Source organism: Alcanivorax sp. HI0044 (assembly GCF_001634945.1).
In genome coordinates this window covers 1-1,171 of the sequence record NZ_LWEZ01000222.1, presented here as the reverse complement: position 1 = coordinate 1,171, position 1,171 = coordinate 1, and the positions used below count along the sequence as shown (strand labels likewise).

Below are 1,171 nucleotides of genomic sequence, written 5' to 3'. Positions count from 1 at the left end.
GGGGTCGGCGGTACCGCTGAGAATCTGGATGGACTCGGCGACGGCTTTCAATTGCAGCGCCAGCAGCGGTAACACGCCGATGAGCATGATGATGGTGGTCATGGCGCCAGCCAGGCGGCTGCGATAGCGGAAGGCAAACAAATCCGCCAGGGAGCTTAACTGGTAGGTGGTGGTCAGGCGCAGGATAGGCGCCAGCAGAATTGGCGCCAACAGGAACACGCCGGAGATGCCGAGAAAGTAGGACAGAAAATTATAGCCGTACTGATAGGCGTACCCCACTGAGCCGTACACCGCCCAGGCGCTGGCGTAGACCCCGAGTGAGAATACATATACCGCCGGGTGCCGCACCAACCTTGCGGGTAACCAGCCGCGTTCGGTGATCCAGGCCACCATGAAAAGAAAAAACAGGTAGCCACAGGCAATCAGGATGAGGTCGCTGACACTATAGACCATCGACATCCTTGCTCTTGGCGATCCAGTAGCTCAGCGCGATCAGTCCCAGCCAGATCAGGTAGGGCCGATACCAAGCGCGGCCCCCTTCGCTCCACCAATCAATAATGGCAGGGGACAGCAAGTAGGTGCCGAGAATAAAAATAATAAGCAGGCGATCAGTATACATAGGTGGTTAAGGCCCTCTGGTGCAAGAGCATACGTCAGGTGGGGGAGGCGTGTAAAAGCGGGAACGCAAAGTGGACAGTGGATAGTTGAAAGTTGACAGCGAAAGGCGAAAAGCACGTTTTGTGGGTAGGAGTGGCGCTTGAGCCGCGAACAAAAAGGTTAATCGCGGAAGTGATTGACGAGATGATTTCAGCAATCTTACAAGGAAGATGCCGGTAACGGTTGTTGGCGGCCGGGTGGCCACTGGTGTTCGGGGTAATGGGCTTTCGCCCATGCCAGCATGGTTGTGGGGCTGGCTCCATGCATATCGATGGGGAGCTGCAGGCCCATGTAGCTAAATGCGGCGGCGAGTAGCTGGCTGGCCCGAGCGAGGTCCAGCGCTTCGCTACCACTGGATTTGGACAGCTTGGTATCACGACCATTCATTACCACCGGCAGGTGGGCATAATCCGGCACTGGCCGGCCCAGGCATTCCAGCAGCCAGCGCTGACGCAGAGTGGAATCAAGCAGATCGGCACCGCGCAGTACATGGGTAATGTTGTCATCGGCATCA

2 protein-coding genes and 1 pseudogene are annotated in these 1,171 nt (G+C 57.0%); all 3 read right to left on the bottom strand.

The window, feature by feature from the left end; translation table 11 throughout:
- Positions 1 to 453: pseudogene (locus tag A3730_RS02635) on the bottom strand (ATPase); the annotation flags it as partial.
- A complete protein-coding gene (locus A3730_RS30920) occupies positions 443 to 619 on the bottom strand; it encodes a hypothetical protein (RefSeq protein WP_007149317.1) in 177 nt (58 codons plus the stop codon). The gene A3730_RS30920 and the pseudogene A3730_RS02635, both read right to left, overlap by 11 nt.
- A 197-nt stretch (positions 620 to 816) precedes the next feature.
- A partial coding sequence (locus A3730_RS02630) for a glutamate--tRNA ligase family protein (protein WP_231883819.1) occupies positions 817 to 1,171 on the bottom strand: 355 nt, incomplete at its 5' end.